The organism is Tepidimonas sp., from assembly GCF_036825565.1.
GTDB lineage: Bacteria > Pseudomonadota > Gammaproteobacteria > Burkholderiales > Burkholderiaceae_C > Tepidimonas.
Genome location: NZ_DAISXZ010000120.1, coordinates 1 through 3254, shown reverse-complemented (window position 1 = coordinate 3254; position 3254 = coordinate 1). Strand labels below are relative to the sequence as shown.

3 protein-coding genes are annotated in these 3254 nt (G+C 71.5%); 1 reads left to right on the top strand and 2 read right to left on the bottom strand.

Translation table 11 applies throughout. The features are described from left to right. The first annotated feature begins 22 nt into the window (after window positions 1-22). Window positions 23-844, top strand: a complete 822-nt coding sequence (kynA, locus tag V7026_RS11220) for a tryptophan 2,3-dioxygenase (RefSeq protein ID WP_334155461.1) — start codon at window positions 23-25, stop codon at window positions 842-844. Here the strand turns inward: kynA and V7026_RS11215 are convergent. Continuing rightward, complete coding sequence (locus V7026_RS11215; RefSeq protein ID WP_334155460.1) at window positions 778-1731, bottom strand: ribose-phosphate diphosphokinase; 954 nt, start codon at window positions 1729-1731, stop codon at window positions 778-780. The genes kynA and V7026_RS11215 overlap by 67 nt on opposite strands. Window positions 1732-1736: 5 nt before the next feature. Continuing rightward, window positions 1737-3254 (bottom strand): thymidine phosphorylase family protein (locus V7026_RS11210; protein ID WP_334155459.1); only part of this gene is annotated, 1518 nt, incomplete at its 5' end.

Here is a 3254-nt window from a genome sequence, read left to right as displayed (position 1 = left end):
CACCCACCCCACCCCCGAGTCCATCGTCCACGCCGAACGGGCCCGGCTGGATTACCGCGATGCGATGACCTATGGCGACTATCTGCAGCTCGACGCAATCCTGAACGCGCAAAAGCCCCTGTCGCCCGACCACAACGAAATGCTGTTCATCGTCCAGCACCAGACCAGCGAGTTGTGGATGACGCTGATGCTGCACGAGCTGGGGGCGGCCAAGACGGCGATCGCGACGGATCGGCTGCCGGAGGCGTTCAAAATGCTGGCGCGCGTTAGCCGTATCATGGAGCAGCTCGTACACGCGTGGGACGTGCTGGCGACCATGACCCCGCCGGAGTACAGCGCAATCCGCCCCTATCTGGCGCAATCCAGCGGTTTTCAAAGCTACCAGTATCGCTGCATCGAGTTTTCTCTGGGCAACAAGAATGCCGCGATGCTGCGCCCGCACGAACACCGACCCGATCTACTGGCGCAGGTGCAAGCCGTCTACCAAGCGCCGTCGCTGTACGACGAGTCGCTGCGCCTGCTGGCGCGGCGCGGGCTGCCCGTGCCCGCCAGCCACTGCGAGCGGGACTGGACCCAGCCCTACGAGGCCAACGACGCCGTGGAAGCCGCGTGGCTGCAGGTCTACCGCGATCCGCCGCACCACTGGGACCTGTACCAACTGGGCGAGGAGCTGACCGACCTGGAGGATGCGTTCCGGCTGTGGCGCTTTCGGCACCTGACGACCGTGGAGCGGGTCATCGGCTTCAAGCGCGGTACTGGGGGCACCAGCGGCGTGAGCTACTTGCGCAAGATGCTGGACGTGGTGCTGTTCCCCGAAATTTGGAAGCTGCGCACCGACCTGTGAAGCGCCGCGGCCAGCAGCGGCGCGAGCGGCACCGCATTGCTGGCGTGCGGCACGCTGTCGGTGCTCCAGACCTCGCCGACGCCGGCGGCCTTCATCACGGCCAGCGCATCGCCGACGAACAGCGCGTGCGTGACCGCCACGTCCACCGAGGCGGCGCCGGCTGCGCGCAGGGCAGCCGCGGCGCGTGCCACGGTGCGGCCGGTGCTGGCCATGTCGTCCAGAATGACGACCGCGCGGCCGCGCACGTCCAGCGCCGGCAGCGCGACCTCGACGTCGCGGTCGCCGCGGCGCACCTTGCGCGCCACCGCCGCCTGCAGCCGCGCGGCATCGGCGGCCTGGCGCACCCACTGGGCGGATTCCTTGTCCGGCCCGAGCAGCAGCGCGCCGGGGCGGCGCTGCGCCGCCAGCGCGCCAAGCAGCGCCGCGGCGCTGAGCGCGCGCGCCTGGGCCACCGGCACCGCCTCGGCAAGCGTGGCCACCCGGTGCAGGTGCGGATCGACGGTGATCAGCCCGTCGAACGCCGCCGCCAGCCAGCGCCCGACGTGGCGCTGGCTGACCACCTCGCCGGGGCTGAAGGCCGCATCCTGCCGCATGTAGGCCAGATAAGGCGCCACCAGCCACAGCCGCCGCGCGCCCAGCTCGCGCGCCGCCGGCGCGGCCAGCAGCAGCTCGACCAGCTTGTCGTTCGGCTGGTGCAGGCTGCGGTACAACGCCACCTCGGCCGGCAGCTCGGGCGGCAGACGCAGCCGCCACTCGCCGTCCGGAAAGCGGTGGCGCTGCACGAACGCCAGCGTCCACGGCTCGGTGGCGCCCGCGGTGGCGTGCAGCGCCGCGAGCAGCCGCTGCGCCGGCGCGGCCTCGTCGTCGAAGGCAAGCAGCAGCGGCATGGCGGTCAGAACTCCACGTAGACCTGCGGCACCTCGTGCGGCGCGCCGATGGTGTAGCCGCTGGCGCGCGCGCTGGCCGCGCGCGCGAACTCCATGTCGGCCGGGTACTCGGCGTAGACGTGGTAGAGCACGTCGCCGGCGCGCACCGGCTCGCCGAGCTTGCGCATCAGATCCACCCCGGCGCCGGCCACCTTGGGCGCGCCGGCCAGGCGCGCGATGCGCGCGATCTGCAGGTTGTCGATGCCGGTGACGACGCCGTCGCGCGGCGCGGTGACCTCGAAGCGGTGGTGCGCCAGCGACGGGCGCTCGGGGTCGAAGCCGCGCGCGCCTTGCGCCTCGATCAGCGCCATCATCTTCTCCAGCGCGCGGCCGCTGTCGAGGATGTCGCGCGCGATGCCGTAGCCGTCGCCGCCGCGGATGTCGGGGTCGCACTCCAGCAGCCGGCCGGCCAGCCGCAGCGCCTTCTGGCGCAGGTCGATCGGCGCCAGCGGATGGTTTTGCAGCACGCGCATGACGTCGCGCGCCTCCAGCACCGGGCCAATGCCCTGGCCGATCGGCTGGCGCCCGTCGGTGATGACGACGTCGATCGAGATGCCCAGCCGCCGCGCCACGTATTCGAACAGCCGGCGCAGCCGCTGCGCCTCGGGCATCGAGCGCACCTTGGCGGTCGGCCCCACCGGGATGTCCAGCACCAAGTGGTTGGAGCCAGCGGCCACCTTCTTGCTCAGGATCGAGGCCACCATCTGCGCCGGCGAATCCAGCGACAGCGGCCGCTCCACCGCGATCAGCACGTCGTCGGCCGGCGACAGCTGCGCCGTGCCGCCCCAGGCCAGACAGGCGCGGTGCGCGCGCACGATCTCCCGCAGCCGCTCGATCGGCAGCTCCACCTCGGCCAGCACTTCCATGGTGTCGGCGGTGCCGGCCGGCGAGGTGATGGCGCGCGAGGAGGTCTTCGGGCACACCAACCCGTGCGCGGCGACGATCGGCACCACCAGCATCGAGGTGCGGTTGCCGGGGATGCCGCCGATGCAGTGCTTGTCCACCACCAGCCGCTCGCGCCAGTCCAGCCGCTGGCCGGCGGCGATCATGCCTTCGGTGAGGAAGTAGACCTCCTCGCGGTCCAGCTCGCTGGCGTGGGTGGCGACGACGAAGGCCGACAGCTCGATCTTGGAGTAGCGGTGCTCGGCGATGTCGCGCGCGATGGCGTGGAATTCCTCGCGCGTCAGGCGCTCACCGCCGATCTTGCGGTGCAGCGCGGCGATCGAGGCCGGCGGCTCGGCTTGCTCGACGGTGGCCGGGTGGCCCGGCTCCACGCCGAGCTGCGCGAACGCGTCCATCGACAGGCCGATCTCGTCGCACTTGACGATGCGCGGATCCAGCGTCACATGGAGCGTGGCCAGCACCTTGCGGCCGTTGGCGCGCACTGCCACCTTGTTGAGCGCCTGGAAGCCCTCGGCGCGGTAGAGGTCGCAGTCGCGGTGCAGGTAGGCGACGTTCTCGCGCCAGGTGTCGATGGCCACGCG